The following is a 20948-nucleotide window of genomic DNA, read 5'->3' as shown; positions in this document are numbered from 1 at the left end:
GACGCACCGACAGAGCGGCTAGCCTGAAGACCTGACCCCGGAGGCTCGTATGCGCAAATTCATCTTCAACTCGAGTGTGATCGGTGCCGTCGTCGGCGCTTGGTCCGTGCTGCAGACCACCAGGCAGGGGCCGCGCGACTGGCGCCTCGTTCTCATGTGGGTGAGCTGGGGCATCACCGTCGCCCTCGCCGTCGGCAGCGTCATGCAGGCAGACGACGACGCGCGCGAGCTCGACGCGAAGTAGTACTCAGGCGAGGAACCCGCGCAGCAGGGCCTCCGAGCCCTCGAGGTGTTCGTGCATCGCGGCGGCCGCTTTCTCGGCGTCACCGGTGAGGATCGCGAGCACGATCTGCTCGTGCTGCTCGTTCGAGTGCGCGATGTTGCGCTCGAGCAGCGGGATGTGGTCGAGGAACTCGTTGACGCGCATCCGGTTGTCGGCGAGCAGCGCCATCAGCGACGGAACGCCGACCAGCTCGCCGATCGCGAGATGCAGACGCGAGTCCAAGCGCCGATAGTCGTCGACCGCGGCATCGGCAGTCTCACGCAGGCTGGTCCACAGCAGCTCGCGCTGTGCCTTGGTCAGCGCTCGATCGGCGGCCTCCCGCGCAGCGCCCACCTCGAGGATGCCGCGCAGACCGAGCACGTCGTCGAGATCCTCCGACGACACCTGCTCCGGCTGCGACGCCGTGTCGTCGAGCACGCTGCTCAGGCCGACGAGCGGAACCCGGTCGCTCACGAACGTTCCGCCGTAGCGCCCGCGTCGGGAGACGAGGAAGCCGGCATCCGCGAGCGCCTTGATCGCATCGCGCACGGTGTCTCGGCTCACCCCGAAGCGCAGCGCGAGATCGCGCTCGCTCGGAAGGGCCTCCCCCGGCGAGACCACCCCGAGCCGGATGGTCTGCAGCAGCCTCGAGACGGTGTCTTCGAAGGCATTGCCGGTGCGCACCCGACGCAACAGAGCGTCGCCGGCCAGGCCCGCGGCATCCGGATGCGGCCCGCTCGCGGAGTCGGTCATCGCGTCGCCGCCCGCTACTCGGGCGTCACGTAGGCGGAGCTGATTCCCCCGTCGACGAGGAAGGTCGAGCCCGTGATGAACGAGGAGTCGTCGCTGGCGAGGAAGGCGACCGAGGCGGCCAGCTCCTCCGGCTCGGCGAAGCGACCGAGCGGAATGTGCACAAGTCGGCGCTGGGCCCGAGCCGGGTCTTTCGCGAACAGCTCCTGCAGCAGCGGCGTGTTCACCGGGCCCGGGCAGAGGGCGTTGACCCGGATACCCTGACGGGCGAATTGCACGCCCAGCTCACGCGACATGGCGAGAACGCCGCCCTTCGACGCCGTGTACGAGATCTGCGAGGTCGCCGAGCCCATGACGGCGACGAACGATGCCGTGTTGATGATCGACCCGCGCTTCTGTGGAACCATGTAGCGCAGTGCGGCCCTCGAGCAGAGGTACACCGACTTGAGATTCACGTCTTGCACCTTCTCCCAGGCGGGAAGCTCGGTGGTCTCGATGGAGTCGTCGTCGGGAGGCGAGATCCCGGCGTTGTTGAAGGCCACATCGACGGATCCGTAGGTGTCGAATGCGACCTTGAACAGGTTGTCGACCTGGGCCTCGTCGGTGACGTTCACCTGCACGAAGAGGCCGCCGACGGCCTCGGCCGCACGCTCGCCCGATGCGGCATCCATGTCGCCTATGACGACGGTGGCACCCTCGGCGGCGAAACGGCGTGCCGTGGCGAAGCCGATTCCGCTGGCGCCCCCGGTGATCACCGCCACCTTGCCGGCGAGCCGCTTCGTGAGGTCGATGGTGGGCAGGTCGGTCATGAGAGCTCCTCTACGGCGATGAAGACGTTCTTTGTATCGGTGAAACTGAGGGGTGCGTCGGGGCCGAGCTCACGGCCGAGGCCGGACTGCTTGAAACCACCGAAGGGCGTCGTGTAGCGAACCGAGGAGTGCGAGTTCACCGAGAGGTTGCCCGCTTCGACGGCGCGTGAGACGCGCAGGGCGCGGCCGACGTCGCGGGTCCAGATGCTTCCAGACAGGCCGTACTCCGTGGCGTTCGCGAGCGAGACCGCGTCTGCCTCGCCGTCGAACGGAAGCACCGTGACGACCGGGCCGAAGATCTCCTCGGTCGCCGTGCGGTCGTTACGGCCGGGCGTGAGAACGGTGGGAGGGAACCAGTAGCCGGGCCCGGTGGGCGCCGATCCCCGGAAGGCCACCTGGCTGTCGTCGGGAATGTACGCGCTCACCGACGCGTGATGCTTCGCCGACACGAGTGGGCCCATCTCGGTGGACTCGTCGCGCGGGTCTCCGACGGCGACCTTGGCCACGGCGGGCTCGAGCAGTTCCATGAAGCGGTCGTAGACGCTGCGCTCGACGAGGATCCGGCTCCGTGCGCAGCAGTCCTGACCCGCGTTGTCGAATACACCCGCCGGCGCCGACGCGGCGGCCTTCTCGAGGTCGGAGTCGGCGAACACGATATTGGCACTCTTGCCACCGAGCTCGAGCGTCACGCGCTTCACCTGATCGGCGCTGCCCGCCATGATCTTCTTGCCGACCGCGGTCGACCCGGTGAAGACCACCTTGCGCACGGTCTGGTTCGTGACGAAGCGCTCGCCGACCACCGAGCCGTGGCCGGGAAGCACCTGGAAGAGCCCGTCGGGCAACCCGGCCTCGCGCCCGATCTCCGCGAGCCGCACCGAGGTGAGCGGTGTCCACTCGGCGGGCTTCAGCACCACGGCATTGCCGGCCGCGAGCGCGGGCGCGAAACCCCACGCGGCGATGGTCATCGGAAAGTTCCAGGGGGTGATGACTCCGACGACTCCGAGCGGTTCGTGGAACGTCACGTCGAGCCCGCCCGCAACGGGGATCTGCTTGCCGAACAGCCGCTCCGGCGCGGCCGAGTAGTAGGTGAGCACATCGCGCACGTGTCCCGCCTCCCAGCGGGCCTGGCCGATCGGATGGCCGGAGTTGAGGGTCTCCAGCTGGGCGAGGGCCTCGACGTTCGCGTCGACGGCCGCCGCGAAATCGCGCAGGGTCTGCGCCCGCTCGGCCGGAGCCCGGCGCGCCCACGTCTTCTGCGCATCCGCAGCCCGCGCGATGGCGTCGTCGGTGCCCGCGACGTCGAAGAGCTCGACGTCGGTGACGACCTCTTCGGTCGCGGGGTTGATCACGGTGTAGCTGCTCATGCGTTCGGGCTGTCCTGTTCCTGTGCTCGGTACTTACTCGCGGCCTCGACGAGGCCCGCGAACAGTCGGATGTCTTCGCGCGACTCCTCGGGGTGCCACTGCACGGCGACGCCGAACGGAACCGAGTCGAGTTCGACGGCCTCGATCGTGCCGTCGGGGGTGCGCGCGGTCACGACGAGTCCGTCGCCAAGCGTGTCGATCGCCTGGTGGTGGTAGACGGGAACATCGATCGTGTCCGAGAGGAGGCCCGCCAGGCGCGAATCCTGCTCGACGCTGACCTCGACGTGATTGAAGACGCCCTCGCCCGCCTGGTAGCGACGGTCACCGACGACGTCGGGCAGGTGCTGATGCAGCGTCCCCCCGCGCGCGACGTTCAGCATCTGGGCGCCACGACAGATTCCGAGGAACGGAATCTCGCGCTCGATCGCGCGACGCAGAAGCGTGTCCTCCCACGCATCGCGATCGGGCCGCGGCTCGTCGGTCTCCGGATGCGCCTCCTGACCGTAGCGGGACGGCTCGATGTCCTTTCCTCCGGTGAGGATCAGTCCATCGAGCGAGTCGAGCAAGCGGTCGGCGATCGCGTCGCTGACGGCCTGCGGCGGAAGCAGCACCGCGATGCCGCCTGCCTTCTCGACCGCGTCGAAGTAGACCTTCGGCAGAAACGAGGCGGGCACATCCCAGACCCCGGTCTTCGCGCGCTCGAGGTAGGTGGTGAGCCCTATCACGGGCAACTGCTCAGAGGCGCTCAAAGCCGCGGATCCTCTCCCAGTCGGTGACGGCGGAGTCGAATGCCTTGAGCTCGATGCGGGCGTTGTTGACGTAGTGGTCGACGACCTCGTCGCCGAACGCCTGGCGTGCGATCTCGCTCGACGCGAACAGCTCTGCGGCGTCGCGCAGGTTCGTGGGAACCCGCGGCGCACCGGATGTGTAGGCGTTGCCCACGGTGGCGTCCTCGAGCTCGAGTTCGTTCTCGATGCCGTAGAGGCCGCCCGCGATGAGCGCAGCCGTGGCCAGGTACTGGTTCACATCTCCTCCGGGAACGCGGTTCTCGACACGCATTCCGAGGCCCTTGCCCACCACTCGCAGAGCGCAGGTGCGGTTGTCGAGGCCCCACGCCACGGCGGTCGGGGCGAACGAACCGTCGACGTAGCGCTTGTAGGAGTTGATGTTGGGCGCGAAGAACAGCGTCAATTCGCGCAGGGTCTTGAGCTGGCCGGCCATGAAGTGACGGAACATCGTGGACATGCCGTGTTCGGCATCCGGGTCACTGAAGACGGCGGTGCCGTCGGTTCCTCTGAGGCTGATGTGCACGTGGCACGAGTTGCCCTCGCGCTCGTTGAACTTGGCCATGAACGTGAGCGACTTGCCGTGCTTGTCGGCGATCTCCTTCGCCCCGTTCTTGTAGATCGAGTGGTTGTCGCACGTGACCATCGCGTCGTCGTAGCGGAAGCCGATCTCCTGCTGGCCAAGGTTGCACTCGCCCTTGACGCCTTCGCAGTACATGCCCGCGCCGTCCATCGAGACTCTGATGTCTCGGAGAAGAGGCTCCATGCGGGTGGAGGCGAGCAGCGCGTAGTCGATGTTGTAGTCGCTGGCCGGCGTCAGCTGCCGGTACCCCTTCGCCCATGCCGAGCGGTAGCTGTCGTCGAACACGATGAACTCGAGTTCTGTGGCGACCTTGGCCTCGAGACCTCGATCTGCGAGCCGCTTCATCTGGGCAGCGAGGATCTGTCGGGGAGACGGCTCGACAGGCGTCTCGTCGAGCCAGTGCAGATCTGCGGTGACCATGGCGGTACCGGGGAGCCAGGGGATCGAGCGCAGTGTGGACATGTCGGGCATCATCGCCATGTCGCCGTAGCCGTGCTCCCAGCTCGACATGTCGTAGCCGTCGACGGTGTTCATCTCGACGTCGACCGCGAGCAGATAATTGCAGCACTCGGCTCCGTGCGACGCGGCGTCCTCGACGAACAGCCGGGCCGAGAGACGTTTGCCCACGAGCCTGCCCTGCATGTCGGTGAACGCGACGATCACGGTGTCGATCTCGCCGGCCGCGACCTGAGCGGTCAGGGCGTCGAGCGTGAGATTTCCTCCTGTGGATGCCACGGTGTACTCCTTCGTCGATGGTCGCCGCGGGTAGGCCCCGCGCTGCAGAACCCCGTCGACCCGACCATTACACCACACGACATCGGCGGCTCAGTCGGCATTCTGTCGGGCACTCGTAACACGCAATTTACACACAAAGGTGGTGCCAACCAACCAATAGAACGCTAGTGTGTGGTCAATTCGTGCGAGGGAGCCGATGGCGTTCCGCTGTGCACTGCCGAGACAACGAGCTACCGGAGGATCCACGTGACTGACAGCAAGACCCGCCGTTCCGGCGTCACCTACAGCAAGGCTGCAGACGGGTACTTCGAGAAACGCACGCTCAAGAGGTCGGCCGGTATCTGGGGGCTGTGGGGGCTCGCCGTCGCGGCGGTCATCTCGGGCGACTTCTCCGGCTGGAATTTCGGCATCGACTTCGCCGGCTTCGGCGGCATGCTCATCGCCTTCGCGCTGCTCATCGTCATGTACTACGGCATGATCTTCTCGATCGGCGAGATGGCCGCGGCCATGCCCCACACCGGAGGCGCGTATTCGTTCGCGCGATCGGCCATGGGCCCCTGGGGCGGACTCGTCACCGGCCTCGCCGAAACGATCGAGTACGTCGCGACGACCGGCGTGATCGTCTTCTTCTCGGCACAGTACGCGAACAGCATCACGACCGAGCTTCTGAACTTCGACCTCTCTGACAACATGTGGATCTGGTGGCTGGTGCTCTACGTGGTCTTCATCGCATTGAACTCGGCCGGAGCCGCCATCTCGTTCAAGTTCGCCATCGTCGTCTCCATCATCTCCATCGCGATCCTGCTCGTCTTCTCGGCCATGGCCGCATTCTCCGGTCTCTTCAGCTGGGACAGCCTCTTCAACATCGAGCCCGACCCGGGCCAGTCGTCGTTCCTCCCGCACGGCGTCGTGCCGATCCTCTTCGCACTCCCCTTCGCCATGTGGTTCTTCCTCGGCATCGAGGAGCTCCCGCTCGCGGCGGAGGAGGCACACAACCCGGTGCGTGACATCCCCAAGGCAGGATTCTGGGCGCGCGGAACGCTGATCGTCACCGGACTGCTCATCCTGTTCCTCAACACCGGCGTCATCGGAGCAGAGAAGATGGGCGTCTCGGCGGAGCCCCTGCTCGACGGCTTCCGCGCCATCGTCGGCGATCAGGCCGCGGCCGCGCTGGCGCTCTTCGCCCTGATCGGTCTGCTCGCCTCGCTGCAGGGCATCATGTTCGCCTACGGACGCAACATGTACTCCCTCTCCCGCGCCGGCTACTACCCGAAGTTCTTCTCGCTCACCGGAAAACGACAGACGCCGTGGGTCGCCCTCACCGTGGGTGCCGTGATCGGCTTCGTCGCACTCATCGTGCTCGACATCCTCTCGAAGGTCGACGAGGAGGGCGCGGGCGCCGTCGCCGGCGCGATCATCCTGAATATCGCGGTCTGGGGCGCCGTCGTGGCCTACCTGCTGCAGATGATCTCCTTCGTGATCCTGCGCAAGAAGTTCCCCAACGCTAAGCGTCCCTATGTGAGCCCGTGGGGCATCCCGGGCGCGGTGATCGCTGGCGTCATTTCGGCCCTCATCTTCCTCGGGTTCCTTCTCAACGTCACATTCCAGCCGGCGATCATCGCGATCGTGATCGTCTACGCGCTGATCCTCGTCGGATTCGCGGTCTGGGGACGCAAGCAGCTCGTGCTGTCGCCCGAAGAGGAATACGCGCTCTCGGGTGGCCTTCACGGTGACCCGGAGAAGGACGGCTACGGGGGCGCCGTCGCCGAGGAGATCCGAACGGACGACCTCGACCCGACCGGTGGGCCGAAGGCGTAGCCGAGCGACTTCGACACGCCCGAGAATCACCCGCGATCCCGCCTATTGGGCGGGATCGCGGCGTGTCTGCAGGCCATCCGAAGCGGCACGGCGCACACTGCTCTTACGACCGTGGTGGAAGGTGTGACAAATGCTCGGATGGCGACGACGCGCAAAGGCAGAACGGCAAGACGAGGCGAACCAGCAGCGCCTCTCCGAGCTGGTGAACCAGACCCTCATGGAGAACTTCGGACCGTACGGCTCGTTCGCCATCACGCGGCGCAGTTCGACCGACACCGACGACATCTTCCACACCGTGCTCGCCGCGTCGGTAGCCCGCGACATCGTCTCGACTCTGACGAGCCACGGAGTCTTCCGTGCCGCCGAGACCCCCGTGTCCCGCACTCCCCTCGCCCCGATCAACACCGTCGATGTTCCCGCCGAGCTGGCCAAGGCCGTCACCGACGCGGCGCCCCGCACCACGACCCTGGTCGGACCGGTCCGCGCAGCGTAGCTCGAGCCTTCCGACTACGAGCTACGAGCTACAGCGCAACCTCGTTGCGAAACGCGAAGACGACAGCCTGTACCCGATCGCGCAGTTCCAGCTTCTGCAAGACACGGCCGACGTGGGTCTTCACGGTCGACTCTGACAACCAGAGTTCCTGAGCGATCTCGGCGTTCGAGAGTCCGCGCACGACGGCGTCGAAGATGTCACGCTCCCGACCTGTCAGCGCCCTCATGCGATCGAGCGCGAGGCGACGGGCCTCGCCTCCGATGCGCGTGGTCGTGTCATCGATTGGAGCGCTGAGCGCCTCATAGCGCCGGACGAGTTCGGCGGTGATTCGAGGTGAGAGCACAGCGTCGCCGGCCGCCACCGCACGCACCGCGGCGAGGATGTCCTCGCTCGACGAGTCCTTCAGTAGGAACCCGCTCGCGCCGGCATCCAACCCGCCGAAGGCGTACGCATCGACATCGAACGTCGTGAGTACGATGACGCGGCTGGCAGGCCCTGCCGAGGTGATTCTGCGCGTCGCGTCGATTCCGTCCATCCGGGGCATCTGCACATCCATGAGGACCACATCGGGAACCGTCGTCGCCGCAAGCGACACGGCCTCGAGACCGTCGCTGGCCTCTCCGACCACCTCGATGTCGTCGGTCGCGCCCAGCACCATCGCGAGACCCTTGCGAATCAGTGCCTGGTCGTCGGCGATGAGTACCCTGATGAGACTCATGCTCCTGCACCGGGCAGAACGAGTCTGACGAGCCAGAACCCCTCGTCGTCTGGGCCCGCCGTGACGGTGCCGCCGTAGAGGGCGGCACGCTCACGCATACCCACCAGCCCCCGACCGACCGAGTCGCTCAGAGGCGTGTCGCGGATCCGTCCGTCGTTTCGTACGGTCACCACGAGGTCGCCCTCCGTGTCCACCATGACGGAGGCCAACGACGGGCTGTCCGTGTGGCGCAAGACGTTGGTCAGGGCCTCCTGCACGACGCGGAACACCGTCATCTGCACGCCCGATTGCGAGGGTGTATCTCCGCGCACCGTGAGGCTCACGGGTACACCGACACCGCGATAGACCTCGACCAAGCGCTCCAGATCTTCGTAGCTCGCACCGGCAGACAGCGAGGTGCTCTGCGGCGATGATTCGAGAACACTGATCACCCGCCGCATCTCGCCCAGCGCCGAACGCGCCACGCCGCCCACCTGGTCGATCGCCTCCCGCGCTCGGCGCGGCTCCTGTTCGAGCACGGCGCTGGCGCCGTCGCCCAGGCGCACGATCACCGAGAGGGAATGCGCGACGATGTCGTGAACGTCTCTCGCGATGCGCGACCGCTCGGCGAGCGCAGCGAGTTGCACCTGCTGATCGTGCTCGCGCTCGAGATGACGGGCACGCTCGACGAGCCCGTCGATGTAGCGCTTTCTCGACCCCGAGTTCTGACCCCAGAGCAGAGCGACGAGGAGGATGAGAAACCCGGTGACCACGTAGGCCACCACGCCTGCGATGCCATCGCCGAGCGCCCTATTGTTGGCGGGCAGGACACCGAGGGGAGAGAGAAGAGCTGCAGCGAGAAGGACACCCGCCGAGAGCGACGCGCACTGCCACGCCCGGCGAGGAGCGTCGTACAGGGCGATGGCGAACACGGAGTATGCGACCGCGAGGGTGCCCAGTGTCGGGTCGAAGAAGGCCAGCGGGAGGGTCGCGACAAAACTGATTGCGAACGACAGGACGGGTCGGCTTCGGCGAAAGAAGACCAGCCCCGCTGCGACCAGCAGCACGCTGACCCCGGGAGCGACCGCCTCCGTGCCCGGGATCGCTGCCACGCTGAAGCAACTCAGCAGCACCCAGCTCAAGGCGATCAGCACGTCGACCGTGCGCGGCCGTCGCCTGCCCTGATGGGCGAACGAGGCGAGGCCGTGGGTCACGCTCGCCGGCACGGTCATGTCGTCAGTCTCCCATGGTCATCTTCGCCCGCCGCCGCCTGCACTGTCAGGGCGTCACCGGCCAGAAGGGTGGCGTCTCCTGTGCCGGCCCTCTCCGACTTTCTCTCGCGTCTGGCTTTCCGGCGCTCCACCCCGCGGTGCTGCAGAACGTAGATCGCTGGAACGACGAGCAGAGTCAGCACTGTCGAAGACAGGAGTCCGCCGATCACCACGATGGCGAGAGACTTCGAGATGAAAGCGCCACCGCCTGTGAGCCCGAGAGCCATCGGTAGCAACGCGAACACCGTGGCGCACGCCGTCATGATGATCGGGCGCAGCCGAAGTCGCGATCCATGCGTCACCGAATCGTCGATGCTTGCACCCTCCCGCCGGTATTCGTTGATGAGGTCGATGAGCACGATGGCATTCGTCACCACGATTCCGATGAGCATCAGCATGCCGATCAGAGCCGGAATACCCATGGGTGTTCCCGTGACGAGCAGACCGACGATGGCGCCCGTCGCCGCGAGGGGAACCGATACAAGCAGCAGTAGGGGCTGCAGCAGCGAACGGAATGTTGCGACCAGCACGATGTAGACCAGAGCAAGCGCGATCACCATGGCGAGTCCGAGCTGCATGAACGACGCGGATTGATCCTCTGCTGCGCCGCCCTGGTCGAGGCTCACGCCATCGGGCAGGTCGACTTTAGCGACGGCTGCGTTGATCGCTGCAGTCGCACCCCCGAGATCTCCCGCCTTCGGCGTGACAGAGACGGTCACGACGCGCTCGCCATTGCTTCGTGTGATGGTCGAGGGAGCGTTGACGACCTCGACCGCTGCGAGGTCGCTCACCAGGAGCGGCGTCGCGCGCACATTCTCGATGTCGCGCTGAAGCTGCGTCAGGCGCTCCGTTTCGGCCTGCTGCACCTGGCCATCGGCGATGGCCTTTCGTGCGGTCTTGATCTGCTCGTCGAGACCGTCGATACCGGAGGCGGCACCGTCGATAGCCGCGCTGAGTTGAGCCACGAGCTGCTCATACGGAACAGCGGCGAGTTCACCCGCTGTCACCGGCGCCGGATCTGCCGGCGGCGGGTTGGCGATGAGGCTCGCCAGTTGCCCACGCAGGGCCGCCAAGTCCGCAACCGACTTCGTCCTGGATGCGACGAGTTCGGACACCTGATTGGCTGCCTGTCGATTTGCTTCCGCCTGCGCGGCGGCGGCAGCGTTCTCCTGCTCCTGAGTGGCGGCGTCTGTGGCGGTCTTCTGCGCACGCTGCTGCTGGATAGCCGAAACCGGCAGAGGGAGGGCGCCTATGGCAGCGGGGGTCGTGTCGGTCTGCTGAGAGCGGAGCACGAGGTCGTGAGTCACACCATCGACACTGACCGCACCCAGTCGTTCGCCCTCGACGGCGGCTGCGATCGCCGCCCCGACCTCGGCCGTGGTGAAGCCCTGAGCGGCTGCGGCATTCTGGTCGACGGCCACCTTGAGCAGCGGCTGATCGCCCGCCAGATCGGTGGTCACCGCACTCACCTTGTCGACCGTGCCCAGGCGCTCGGAAATCGATGTCGCCGCGGCCGCCAGATCGACCTCGTTGTTTCCCTTCACGAGCACATTGATCGTGGAACTCGTGGTCTGAGTCGCCTGCGCCTGGACTGTTATGTCCTCAGCGCGGGGCAGATTCTCGACAGCCTTGCGGATCGCCCGCATCGCCGCCCCGGGATCCGCGTTCGCCGTGAGTACGAGATCGAGCCGCACCGGGGCGCCCTGCATGCCCACGGTCGTCTGGTACGACTCGACCTCCGACACAGACGAGATCGACTTCTCGAGGCCGGCCGCCACGGCGTCGCCCGAGACGAGAGTCGCCGTTACAGGCATCTTCTGCTGCACCTGCACGGCGCGAGCGTCCGAAAATCCACCGAGCAGGTCTGTCTTGAGCGAGCCGGCGCCCACGAGACTGCCACCGAAGACCAGCACAGCGACGACCACCATCAATACGGGGCGGCGTAGAGCGAAGGCGAGCGCCGGCAGATATGCGCGCTGCAGCCGGGTTGTCGCTTCGACGTGTTCGGCAACCGGAGAGGGCGCCGCACGCTCGACACCCTGCGTGGACGCATTCGGTTTGCGCAAGAACCAGTACGCGAGCACCGGCACGATGGTGAGCGACACGATGAGCGAAGCGAGGAGCGCTACCGCGACGGTCACGGCGAACGGACGAAACAGTTCACCCGCTATACCGCCGACGAACGCGACCGGCAGGAACACCGCCACCGTCGTGAGCGTCGACGCCGTAACCGCGCCCGCAACCTGCGCCACCGAGGCGCGCACGCCATCCGGAGTGAGCCCCGCATCGCCTCGACGCCGAACGATGTTCTCGATCACGACGATCGAATCGTCGACCACGCGACCCACCGCGACGGTGAGGGCAGCCAGGGTGAAGATATTGAGAGACAAGCCGCCGAGGCGCAGACCGATGATCGCGATGAGCAGAGACAGGGGAATCGAGATCGCCGTGATGATCGTGGCCCGCGGCGACAGCAGGAAGACGAGAATGATGAGGATGGCGAAGAGCAACCCGAGACCGCCCTCGACGGACAGGTCGTGGATCGACTTCTCGACCATGGTCGACTGATCGAAGATCGTGTGGCTGGCGCTGGCCGTTCCGAGGTCGGCAACCTGAGCCGCGACGACGTCGGCCACCGCGTGCGAGACCTGCACGGCATTGGCATCCGACGTCTTCGTTATGGTCAGTCCGATAGAGGGCCGGCCATCCACGCGCGAGAGCGAGCTCTGATCGACCGGAACCAGCGCGACCGCGGCCACCTGCGACAACAGCACGGGGCCCGCGAGCGCGGGAATGGGCATCGACGCAATATCGGCGAGCGACGCGTTCTCCTGGCCAACCTCGATCGCGAGCGATTGCTCACCCTCCACGCTGGTGCCGGCCGGCACGACGGTGCCCGCCGTTCGGAGAAGAGCGCCGACGGTGGCCTGATCGATCTTGAACGCGACGAGTGCCGCGGGATCGAGGGTGACCAGAACGCGCTCCTGGGTGCGGCCGGCCACCTCGACGCCGCGCACGCCGGGCACCTTCTTGATGGCGGGAACGAGAACCGAATCGACGCGCTCCGCAAATGTCTCGATGCTGTCATCACTGGTCAGGCCGAGAGCGAGCACGGGGATGTCGCCGGTGCTGCCATCGATGACGGTTGATGTCACGCCACTCGGCGCGGAGGTGAGCGCCGTCTTGGTGGCCGCATCAACGTCGGCGATGATCTTGCTGCCATCGCCTCCGAATGCCCACGTCACCGTAACCTGGGCCGATCCGTTGGACGTCGTCGATGTGACATCGTCGACCCCGCTCACCCCCTCCAGCGCCTGCGCGAGCGGAACGATGACCTGCTTGTCGAGCGTCGCGGGCGAGGCGCCCGCCTTGGTGACGACCACAACGGCTGTGGGCTGCTCGATGGCGGGCAGCAGCTCCTGCTTCATCGTCGATGTCGCCCACAATCCGACCCCGACGATCAGCAGGCTGAGGAGAGCGACGATCGCGCGGTTGGCGAGGCTCAGGCGGGTAAGCAGGATCATGTGGAGGCGGTCTTTCTGACGTCAGAGGTACGAACCTCCACACCATGACAGTCCGCGATCCACCGGAGCGTCCTCAGAAAGACCCACATCTACTCAGGGCACATGGGCCCCTGGTACCACTCCTGACGTCGCCCCTTTCCTAGACTGAGATCATGCCCAATCGCTGGAACAAGATCTCGGCCTCACCCACGCGAACCGGCACAGGGGCATCCCACCCTGGCCTCACTGCCGAAGACCTGTTCAGAGAGCACACGTCGCAGCCGAACGTCGCGCTCGACGAGAAGCTGCGTCAGGTCTACTACTGGCTGGTCAACAGGGCCGTCATCTCGCCGTTCTACGACATCGAGTTCTCCTTCGACGCACCCCTCAGCTTTCCGCTGGGCGACGCCGGCGCCGAGCTGCACCTGCCGACGGACCAGTCGTATTCGTCGAACGTTCTGCTGCCCCTGCTCACATTCGCCCTGGGCGGCAAGTGCCTTCTGGTCGGCGGACCCGGTCGCGGCAAGACGACCCTTGCGGTACTGATGGGGGTGATCGCCGGGGGCACACCGCAGGAGGTGCGCCGGAGTGTGCAGCAGGGCCAGCCCCAGCTCACGGTCGGCGATCTCGTCGGGATGCCGCTGCCGCGCGACCTCGTCAACGCAGCCAGCCTGCCCGAGATCGAGATCGCCTGGCGAGGCTGGCTCACCAGGCCGGTCAAGATCATCGACGAGTACAACCGGATTCCCACCAAGACCCAGTCGGCCCTCCTCACGATGGTGGCGGAGGGGTACGTCGAGAGCTACGACCAGATGCTCTCAACAGCACCCGAGTCGGGTGTCGAGAGCTGGTTCTTCACGGCCAATGATGATGCCGGAGGCGGAACCTTCCCCGTCATCCAGGCGCTCAAAGACCGGGTCGACGTGACCGTCGCCGCTCTCGGCTTCAACAGTCGCTTCTTCGATGAGCTGATCACCCGGGTCGAGGCGGGCGAGAAGCCCGAAGAGCACGTTCCCGCAGAACTCGTTTTCGCGCCGGCCGAGCAACAGGCGCTGGCCGCGGCTATCCGGGCCGTTCCCGTTCCGCGCACGGTACGTCGACAACTCGAGTTCTTCGCGAGCCAATTCGAGTTCGTGCAGCACGGTGGGCGACGCTTCGAGTACCGCACCAAAGACACGGTGATGACCGGCGGCGGCCAGGTCGGCGAGGTGATCGACAGCAATACGGGAGCCGATCTGCAGGTCGACATCGGCGCCCAGACCACGAACAGCCTCTCGGCCCGCGCCTTGCAATCGCTCATCACGTACGCGAAGGCGATGGCCTACTTCCGGGGCGTACCGGCCGTCGGCCTCGACGACGTCGCGGCGGTGCTTCCTTTCTCTCTTCGCGGCAAGCTGCTGCCGAACGAACTCCACCCCCGCTTCGAGACCGGCGCCGATCGCGAGCTCGCCACCGATTCGATCAGCTGGCTCGCCGATCTCTTCGATCAGTCCTGCCGGCAGTTCGCGTCGCTCGGACTCGCCAAGAGCGATGCCGTAGGCGAGCTGCTCGCTACCTTCGCTCAGGGCCTCGACGGCGTCAGCCAGGTTGAGGGCTCGCGCAGGCTGACCGCGATCGAGTCGCAGATCCAGGTGATCTCGCGCCAGAAGAAGCTCTACGGGCGGCACTTCGACGACCTCGTCGCGCTGAAGCATCTGCACCAGCGTTACAGCAACTACCTGCAGTGGCTCGAAAGCCGACCACGATGATCAGGCGTCCGGGGCACACGGTCAACGACACCCTCGGCCGAACGACTGCCTCGCCGCTCCCCGCCGTCGAGGGCCTCGATGCTCGGCTCGCGAGCGCCAACGTCGCGTCGTGGGGCGGAGACCCCGAGCTGTACACCCGTTTCTTCGGCACATCGCTCGAGCTCGAGCGAGGCGGATCGACGCAACAGCCGACGACACAGACCGTCTTGGCCCTCGCCGCGCTGGCGGCATGGCGCTCGGGTGTGCTCGACCTGAGGCAGGATGCGCTGGGTCGGCTCACCAAGGCGCTCGAGAGCGGCTCGGTCACGGCCTCGGTGCTGGCGAGCGCCCTCGGCCTGCAGGCGGGCGAGCTGGTGGATTTCGTTCGATGCCAGGCCGAGAGCCCATTCGGATGGCCCGCGCGGGGCTCAGGAGAGGTCGTCGTCGCCCGGGTGGGTGGCTTTCGAGGGCTCGGCGGGCCCTGGACCGCTCCCCCGGCGAGCGCTGAGCGGCTGTCATCCGACGGCGACTTTCTCATCACCCTCGCCGACGGCGAAGTCTGGCGCCTCGAGGCCGATATTTTCGGCACGAGGCTGAGCCGGGCCGAGGGCGGCCCCGACCCCGTAACTCGGCCCCGCGCCGAGCCCGCGGCATCCGAGGCGTGGCCCACCCGCGTCGCCGTCTTCGACACGTCGTATCTCGCCTGGCTCGTTCTGGGGCAGGCCGCGTGACACCCCTGTTCGCGAGCCGCGAGCACCCTCTCGACGAACGGCAGCGGGTGGCGTGGGAGACGGCTCAGGCACTCTGGGGCGTGCATCTGCACGACCCCGTGTTGCAACCCGGAGCGCGCATGCCGTCTTTCGCCTGGTTCTCGTTCCCCCCTCAGGTGGTCGTCGACCCGAGCGAGGCCGATCGGAACGGGGTCGGCGGCTTCTACGAATCGATCTTCGCGCACGAGATCGGCCATCACGTGCTCTCGCCCAGCACCCGAGTCGCCTCCTTCGCGATCGCACAGCAGATGGCTCGAGCCATAGCCGCGACCGGCCGCGACCTCATTCCCGAGCCGGACGCGAAGGCACAGATGCTGTCGAATCTCTGGTCGGACATGCTGATCAACACCCGTGTCGCCGCCATGCAGCGGCAGCGCGACGGTGTGCCCGGGGCCGATCCCGAGATGATCCGCATGTGGGGCGTCCTGTCGGCGACGCCTCCGACCGACCAGCTGTGGTGGGTCGTGCTGCGCTCCTACGAGATTCTGTGGAGCAAGCCCGCGGGGTTTCTGTGCCCCCTCTCGCCTCCGCCGCGTCCCGTGAAACCGACGAAGCGAGCGACGCCGACCACTCCTCAGGCGACCGCCAACGAGGAGCAGCGGGCCAAGGCCGTCGTCGCGGCCGCCGCGGTCGATGCACGCCTCGCCGCCGAGGCGCAGTGGGCCGAATTCGTCGTCACCAATCCCGAGCTCGACGCCGGCCTGCTTGCCGACACCGTGAGAACCTTCGGCGACGATCCGGTGAGCGGCGCGCTGCGCTTCGGCATGCTGATGGCCCCGTACCTCACGTCGGCTGCCAGCCCCACTGGGCCGTCGAGTCATAACCGACACGCGGTCGACGGTGGATGCGCGGGTCAGGCGGGCAGCGCTCCTCCTACGGCGGCCGAGCTCGAAGAGGTGCTCGGCGACCCGCGGCTGCGCGAGACCCCTGAGCATCCGGCGGTCACCAAGGCTCGCGAAGCGGGCACGATGGCCACGTCGGCGGCGGAGCATGGCATGCAGCCGGCCGACCATGAATCACGCGGTGACGCGCTGGGCCAGGGCTACGGCGTCGCTGAAACGCTCGAACTCTACGCGGCGGCCGACGCGAACGAGGTGATCGCAGCCTGGTACATCACCGAGGCGAGACGGTGGGTGAAACCGATGACCCAACCCTCGTCGCGCCCGCGCTCCGTCGATCAGACCATCCCTGGCGCCCTCGAGCAGTGGAACATCGACGACGACATCGCGTCACTCGACTGGGCGGCGACGCTCTCTCTGAACCCCACCGTCGTTCCGGGCGTCACCACCCGGCTGCGGGCGGTGCTTCCCGACGCGCCTCCGGACCAGCGAGAGAGTGTGCGGCTCGACATTTACATCGATTCGTCCGGCTCGATGCGGGCGCCGCGCGTCGGATCTCCAGCCGTGCTCGCCGGAACGATCCTGATCCTGAGCGTGCTGCGCGGCGGCGGGCGAGTGCGGGTGACCTCCTTCGCCGGACCAGGCCAGGTGGCCGGTGGCAACCGCTTCACCCGAGACCGCGCTGAGGCTCTGCGAGACCTCACCTTCTACTTCGGAGGCGGAACGACCTTTCCGCTCGACGTCTACGGCAGTCGCTACCGCGATACGCGAAGCGACCGTGGAGCTGGCGACACCGTCGCGCGGCGGCACGTCGTGGTGCTCTCCGACGATGGGCTGCGGTCGATGTTCGGCGCGGGTCAGGAGCAGTTCTCGACGACGGCCCTCGACGTGCGCCGCGTGCTCGACAGCGGCACGCTGATCGTCGAGGACCGCACCCACCAGATGGCAGACCCGGCCGCCGCGGCCGGCTACGACGTGGAGTACATCGACACCATGGACGACGCACCCGCGGCCTGCGCGCAGCTTGCCCGGCGCCTTGCCGAGCCCCGCGCATCCGGCCGCCTCGACCCGGGAGGCCGTCGTGGCTGATCGCGCGAAGGCTCGGGGAACATCTGGCCCGGCCCCCGCGCCCGAGCCTTCCTCGGCCGAGGCGCTCCTGCAGCGCTGGCTCAGCAGGAATGAGAACATCGACGCCGTCTGGGCCCAGCTGGCGCCCGGGCCGTCGGCCGATGCAGTCGCGAGCAGGATCGGGGCCGTGCCCAAGACTTTTCTCGATGATCGGGTGCGAGTCGTCGCCCTGGCCGGTGACGTTCTCGGCTCCGACCGCGGTCGCACGCCCGAACTGACCGAGGTCGTGTCCGTTCTCGACGAGGTGACCTCGACGGGCTCGTCGGCTGCGCGGCGCGGAGCTGCGATGGCGCTGTGGCTGTGGGCCGGTGACGAAGAGCTCGGAGCTCTCGATCCCCCCTTGGCGCGCGGCCACGCGGCACGGGTCCTGGCCGCCATGGCCTTCCGGCTCGCGTCCGTCGTCGACCCCGCCGAGTGGATCAGCGATGCCGAGCGACGCGACGAGGCCGCGCGCACGTTTCTCTTCTGGTCGGGGCAGCTGCCCGGAGGGGAGGATCGCGACACGGCGAGCTCCCTGCTGGTCATGAGGGACTCGCTGCAGCGAAACAGCGCACTGGCCGCAGCCGCCGCGGAACATGCGCACCGCCTCGAGGTCACACGCACACTCCAGGAGGCACGCGCCCGCGAGGCCGCCGCCCGATACACGCACGAATGAGCGACGCGATGACATCGAGCCACAGAACAGACGATCCTCTCGCCATCGCTGAATACACTCCCGGCGGTCAGATCGCGCTCGACGACTCGGAGCGCTGGCCGAGCCTGTCGCCGGCGGGCGCAAGACGCCTCGAGGCGTTGCGCACGCATCCGTTGGCCCCGGCGTGGGTGCACGCGACGGGCGACAGGCTGAGCGCCGAAGCCGCGCTGCGGGTGCGCACTCCGCTGCCTGTCGATGGCTGGCTCGAGCGGCATCTCGAGGTGGCCCGTCGGCTGCCGGCCTATCGGCGGCACGCTGACGAGCTGGTGACGCTCGCCGACTTTCCGTTGATCACGCGTGACGACCTCGTGAACGACGTCTCGGCCTTCGTTCCGCTCGACGCCGATCTGGAGCAGGCGGTGCACGGATCGAGCTCGGGCAGCACGGGCCGGGCGCTCCTCATTCCCGACGACATCGAAGACACAGCGCGGACCTTCCACCTTCTCGTCGCGCTGGCGGCGGAGCAGGGAGTCGAGTGGTCACCGGATCCCGATCGGATGGCCCTCGCCCATGTCGTGCACCAGCGCCAGGCATTCACCTACGCGTCGGTGATCAGTTCGTTCGACCAGGCCACCATGGCTCGCCTCAATCTGGCAGACGGCCAGTGGCCCGACCGCTCCACGCGTGCCCGGTTCTTCGAGGCCCAGAATCCCCAGGCCGTCAGCGGCAGCCCCACCTCACTCGCAGAACTGCTCGCACCCGAACTCGTCGCCGTTCTCCGGCCCCTGGTCATCTTCTCGGGAGCGATGGGACTCAGTGCCGCCCTGCGAGCCGAGCTCGTCGCGGCCTACGGCTGCCCCGTGATCGACATATACGGTCTGCACGAGACCCGTCCCATCGCATCCAGTGCCGATGGCGGGCCGTTCGTCATTCTCGACCGCCGGGTGCACGTGGAGATCGTCGACGAGCGCGGCCTACCCGCGGCTCGGGGCGAGCGAGGCGAGATCGTGGTGACGGCCGGCGAGAACCCTCTGCTGCCTCTCGTGCGCTATCGGACGAGCGACTACGGCACGCTCGTCGAGGTCGACGGGCGAGCCGCGATCGCCGATCTCGAGGGTCGCGAAGCCACGACATTTCTGGCGGCAGACGGCTCGCGGGTCGCCTGCGTCGATCTCACGCAGCAGCTGCAATCCGCCGGCGCACACGGCTGGTCGGTGACCCAGGATGCGACGGGCGGGGTCGAGGCCGTCGTCGCGCGCGGCGACGCGCGCCGGATCGCCACCACGCTCGAAGCACTTCTCGGTCGCCCCGTCACGGTCGTGCGCCGCGAGAGCCTGTCGGATCTCGGCGAGGGCAAGCCTCGACGATACGTCTCGCTCGCGTAGACAGGCGGTCAGCCGATCGGCGCCCAGCCGCTCGGGCCTTTCGACCCGGCCTTGTAGCTGTCGAGCGGAACGTCGTCTGCACGCCACGCCTCGAGCACGGGCGCGACGATGCGCCATCCCTCGACGGCCGAGTCGCCGCGAACCCCGAGCGACGGATCTCCATCGAGGATTCCCGCGAGCACCTCGCGGTAGGCCAGCAGCTGACCGTCGCCGAACATCGCCTCGAGCTGCGTCTTCTCGAGCTCGTAGGGGTCTCCCGGCCCGTTCACATTGACCTCGAGCGACATCTTGTCGGGCGCCAGAAAGATGCGCAGAACGTTCGGATGCGCGGTGCCGGTCAGCCCGGTCGGCACGCGGTTGGCCTTCTTGAAGGTGATGGCGATCTCTCGACGCCGCTCCGCGAGCGCCTTGCCGCTGCGGAGGGTGAAGGGCACGCCCATCCAGCGCCATGTGTCGACCTGCACGGTGATCTCGGCGAGCGTCTCTGTCTTGCGCGACGCGACGACGCCGGGCTCCTTCGAGTAGGCCGGCATCTCGCGGCCGTCGACGTCACCGGCCGTGTAGCGTGCGCGCCTCGACGAGGTCGACGGGTCGCCACCTTTGAGGCTCGTCGCGCGCAGCACGATCTCCTTCGCGTCGCGCAGATCGTCGGCACCCAGCGTCGACGGCGGCTCCATGGCGACCACGGCCATCACCTGCAGCAGGTGGCTCTGGATCATGTCGATGAGTGCACCGGCCGTGTCGTAGTAGCCGGCCCTGCCCTCGAGTCCGAGCTGCTCGTCGTAGACGATGTCGATCTTCTCGATGTGCTCGGCGTTCCAGATCGGCTCGAACATGCGGTTCGCGAAGCGCAGGCCGAGGAGGTTGAAGACGGTCGAGCGACCGAGGAAGTGGTCGACGCGATGGATCTGGTTCTCGGGCACCAGGCGCGCGAGCTGGGCGTTCAGTGCCTCGGCACTCGCGACGTCGGTGCCGAACGGCTTCTCGAGGGCCAGGGTCAGACCCGCCGGCCGCGTCACCTTCTCGAGCGCCTCGCACGCCGCGACGGCGACGGCGGGCGGCAGGGCGAAGTAGATCGCGGGTGCGACCTCGCACGAGTCGATGAGCTGTTGCAGGACGGCAGGGTCGGTGACGTCGGCCTTGAGGTAGGTGGCCGTGGTTCGAGTGTGCTCGCCCGACGGTCCGGTGCAGTCGACGGCGGAGAATGCCGTATCGACGACCTTCCTGAAATCGTCGTCGCTCCAGTCGGCGCCCCCCACGCCGATCAGCTGCAGATGACGTTCGTTCTGCTCGCCGAGCAGCTGGCCGAGACCGGGCAGCAGCAGACGCGACGTGAGGTCTCCCGATGCTCCGAGAATGATCAACGATGACAGTTTCTTCGACATGGTAGACAGG

General features: G+C 67.2%; 17 protein-coding genes. 8 read left to right on the top strand and 9 right to left on the bottom strand.

Annotated features, from left to right (window positions below; translation table 11 throughout):
• Positions 1–49 precede the first annotated feature (49 nt).
• Positions 50–244 carry a hypothetical protein gene (locus tag ASF79_RS03850; protein WP_055852054.1) on the top strand — a complete coding sequence of 65 codons (195 nt, stop codon included), beginning with the start codon at positions 50–52 and terminating at the stop codon, positions 242–244.
• 3 nt (positions 245–247) lie between these two features.
• On the opposite strand, the gene ASF79_RS03845 is transcribed toward ASF79_RS03850, so the two are convergent.
• From ASF79_RS03845 to ASF79_RS03825, 5 genes are read right to left on the bottom strand one after another with little or no spacing between them, the layout of a single operon-like run.
• Positions 248–1015: a FadR/GntR family transcriptional regulator gene (locus ASF79_RS03845; RefSeq protein WP_055852051.1), complete on the bottom strand. Its 768-nt coding sequence runs from the start codon at positions 1013–1015 to the stop codon at positions 248–250.
• A 14-nt stretch (positions 1016–1029) separates the two neighbouring features.
• Complete coding sequence (locus ASF79_RS03840) at positions 1030–1821, bottom strand: 3-oxoacyl-ACP reductase (RefSeq protein ID WP_200920079.1); 792 nt, start codon at positions 1819–1821, stop codon at positions 1030–1032.
• Complete coding sequence (locus ASF79_RS03835; protein ID WP_055852049.1) at positions 1818–3185, bottom strand: aldehyde dehydrogenase family protein; 1368 nt, start codon at positions 3183–3185, stop codon at positions 1818–1820. The genes ASF79_RS03840 and ASF79_RS03835 overlap by 4 nt, the downstream gene beginning before the upstream one ends.
• Positions 3182–3934, bottom strand: a complete 753-nt coding sequence (locus ASF79_RS03830; protein WP_082495664.1) for a gamma-glutamyl-gamma-aminobutyrate hydrolase family protein — start codon at positions 3932–3934, stop codon at positions 3182–3184. The genes ASF79_RS03835 and ASF79_RS03830 overlap by 4 nt, the downstream gene beginning before the upstream one ends.
• Positions 3921–5288 (bottom strand): glutamine synthetase family protein, encoded by a 1368-nt coding sequence (locus ASF79_RS03825; protein WP_055852044.1) that lies wholly within the window; start codon positions 5286–5288, stop codon positions 3921–3923. Before ASF79_RS03825 ends, ASF79_RS03830 begins: the two co-directional genes overlap by 14 nt.
• Positions 5289–5534: 246 nt before the next feature.
• Between ASF79_RS03825 and ASF79_RS03820 the strand changes: the two genes are divergently transcribed.
• Both ASF79_RS03820 and ASF79_RS03815 read left to right on the top strand, forming a co-directional pair.
• Positions 5535–7106, top strand: a complete 1572-nt coding sequence (locus ASF79_RS03820) for an amino acid permease (RefSeq protein ID WP_055775276.1) — start codon at positions 5535–5537, stop codon at positions 7104–7106.
• 130 nt (positions 7107–7236) lie between these two features.
• The gene (locus tag ASF79_RS03815; RefSeq protein WP_055775279.1) at positions 7237–7599 is read left to right on the top strand and encodes a hypothetical protein; all 363 of its coding nucleotides are present in this window, start codon (positions 7237–7239) and stop codon (positions 7597–7599) included.
• Between the two features lie 28 nt (positions 7600–7627).
• Here the strand turns inward: ASF79_RS03815 and ASF79_RS03810 are convergent, their stop codons facing one another.
• Genes ASF79_RS03810 through ASF79_RS17650 form a run of 3 tightly spaced genes read right to left on the bottom strand, consistent with a single transcriptional unit; the run spans position 7628 to position 13091 of the window.
• The gene (locus ASF79_RS03810) at positions 7628–8317 is read right to left on the bottom strand and encodes a response regulator (RefSeq protein ID WP_055852041.1); all 690 of its coding nucleotides are present in this window, start codon (positions 8315–8317) and stop codon (positions 7628–7630) included.
• The gene (locus tag ASF79_RS03805; RefSeq protein WP_055852039.1) at positions 8314–9528 is read right to left on the bottom strand and encodes a sensor histidine kinase; all 1215 of its coding nucleotides are present in this window, start codon (positions 9526–9528) and stop codon (positions 8314–8316) included. Before ASF79_RS03805 ends, ASF79_RS03810 begins: the two co-directional genes overlap by 4 nt.
• A complete protein-coding gene (locus tag ASF79_RS17650) occupies positions 9525–13091 on the bottom strand; it encodes an efflux RND transporter permease subunit (RefSeq protein WP_055852035.1) in 3567 nt (1188 codons plus the stop codon). The genes ASF79_RS03805 and ASF79_RS17650 overlap by 4 nt, the downstream gene beginning before the upstream one ends.
• A 152-nt stretch (positions 13092–13243) precedes the next feature.
• Here ASF79_RS17650 and ASF79_RS03795 point away from each other — a divergent pair, with 152 nt between their 5' ends.
• The 5 genes from ASF79_RS03795 to ASF79_RS03775 are packed head-to-tail and all read left to right on the top strand — an operon-like array spanning position 13244 to position 19553.
• Positions 13244–14818, top strand: coding sequence for an AAA family ATPase (locus tag ASF79_RS03795; protein WP_055852034.1), 1575 nt, complete (start codon positions 13244–13246; stop codon positions 14816–14818).
• The gene (locus ASF79_RS03790; protein ID WP_055852031.1) at positions 14815–15528 is read left to right on the top strand and encodes a hypothetical protein; all 714 of its coding nucleotides are present in this window, start codon (positions 14815–14817) and stop codon (positions 15526–15528) included. Before ASF79_RS03795 ends, ASF79_RS03790 begins: the two co-directional genes overlap by 4 nt.
• Positions 15525–17495 (top strand): VWA domain-containing protein, encoded by a 1971-nt coding sequence (locus ASF79_RS03785; RefSeq protein ID WP_055852028.1) that lies wholly within the window; start codon positions 15525–15527, stop codon positions 17493–17495. Before ASF79_RS03790 ends, ASF79_RS03785 begins: the two co-directional genes overlap by 4 nt.
• Complete coding sequence (locus ASF79_RS03780) at positions 17488–18189, top strand: phosphohydrolase (protein ID WP_156366150.1); 702 nt, start codon at positions 17488–17490, stop codon at positions 18187–18189. The genes ASF79_RS03785 and ASF79_RS03780 overlap by 8 nt, the downstream gene beginning before the upstream one ends.
• Positions 18190–18197: 8 nt before the next feature.
• The gene (locus ASF79_RS03775; protein ID WP_156366149.1) at positions 18198–19553 is read left to right on the top strand and encodes an AMP-binding protein; all 1356 of its coding nucleotides are present in this window, start codon (positions 18198–18200) and stop codon (positions 19551–19553) included.
• Between the two features lie 8 nt (positions 19554–19561).
• Here ASF79_RS03775 and ASF79_RS03770 read toward each other — a convergent pair whose 3' ends face one another.
• A complete protein-coding gene (locus tag ASF79_RS03770; protein ID WP_200933522.1) occupies positions 19562–20938 on the bottom strand; it encodes a glucose-6-phosphate dehydrogenase in 1377 nt (458 codons plus the stop codon).
• Positions 20939–20948 lie beyond the last annotated feature (10 nt).

The sequence above is a fragment of the Agreia sp. Leaf335 genome (assembly GCF_001423605.1).
Lineage (GTDB): Bacteria > Actinomycetota > Actinomycetes > Actinomycetales > Microbacteriaceae > Agreia.
This window is presented reverse-complemented; position numbering and strand designations above follow the sequence as displayed.

Bases quoted from the DNA above. Each gene is read 5' to 3' on its own strand.
- ASF79_RS17650 (WP_055852035.1), bottom strand. From the start codon at position 13,091: ATGATCCTGCTTACCCGCCTGAGCCTCGCCAACCGCGCGATCGTCGCT.
- ASF79_RS03795 (WP_055852034.1), top strand. From the start codon at position 13,244: ATGCCCAATCGCTGGAACAAGATCTCGGCCTCACCCACGCGAACCGGC.
- ASF79_RS03850 (WP_055852054.1), top strand. From the start codon at position 50: ATGCGCAAATTCATCTTCAACTCGAGTGTGATCGGTGCCGTCGTCGGC.
- ASF79_RS03775 (WP_156366149.1), top strand. From the start codon at position 18,198: ATGACATCGAGCCACAGAACAGACGATCCTCTCGCCATCGCTGAATAC.
- ASF79_RS03810 (WP_055852041.1), bottom strand. From the start codon at position 8,317: ATGAGTCTCATCAGGGTACTCATCGCCGACGACCAGGCACTGATTCGC.
- ASF79_RS03845 (WP_055852051.1), bottom strand. From the start codon at position 1,015: ATGACCGACTCCGCGAGCGGGCCGCATCCGGATGCCGCGGGCCTGGCC.
- ASF79_RS03815 (WP_055775279.1), top strand. From the start codon at position 7,237: ATGCTCGGATGGCGACGACGCGCAAAGGCAGAACGGCAAGACGAGGCG.
- ASF79_RS03835 (WP_055852049.1), bottom strand. From the start codon at position 3,185: ATGAGCAGCTACACCGTGATCAACCCCGCGACCGAAGAGGTCGTCACC.
- ASF79_RS03805 (WP_055852039.1), bottom strand. From the start codon at position 9,528: ATGACCGTGCCGGCGAGCGTGACCCACGGCCTCGCCTCGTTCGCCCAT.
- ASF79_RS03840 (WP_200920079.1), bottom strand. From the start codon at position 1,821: ATGACCGACCTGCCCACCATCGACCTCACGAAGCGGCTCGCCGGCAAG.
- ASF79_RS03770 (WP_200933522.1), bottom strand. From the start codon at position 20,938: ATGTCGAAGAAACTGTCATCGTTGATCATTCTCGGAGCATCGGGAGAC.
- ASF79_RS03790 (WP_055852031.1), top strand. From the start codon at position 14,815: ATGATCAGGCGTCCGGGGCACACGGTCAACGACACCCTCGGCCGAACG.